Source organism: Saezia sanguinis, assembly GCF_003991585.1.
In the GTDB taxonomy this organism is placed as follows: Bacteria; Pseudomonadota; Gammaproteobacteria; order Burkholderiales; family Burkholderiaceae_C; genus Saezia; species Saezia sanguinis.
Window position 1 is genome coordinate 1 of the sequence record NZ_PQSP01000091.1, and the last position, 267, is coordinate 267.

Sequence of the window (267 nt, forward strand, 5' to 3'; positions counted from 1 at the left end):
CATCAATGCCGTGCGCGAAGCCGCCAGTCAGCAGGAACGTCTGGAATACATGGCCACGGCTGCTGTCGAGGAGACCGGGATGGGCAACGCCCACCACAAGGTTCTCAAGAATCTCTATGCAGCAACCCGCACCCCTGGTGTCGAAGATCTCGTCATGGAGGCACGTCAGGGCGACGACGGCTTGACCACCCTCGAATACTCCCCCTACGGAGTCATTGGCGCCATCACGCCGACGACGAATCCCACTGAGACAATCATCTGCAACAC

The 267-nt window shown here is 59.6% G+C and carries 1 pseudogene; it reads left to right on the plus strand.

The window, feature by feature from the left end:
* Positions 1 to 267 (plus strand): annotated as a pseudogene (locus CUZ56_RS15110) (aldehyde dehydrogenase EutE); the annotation flags it as partial.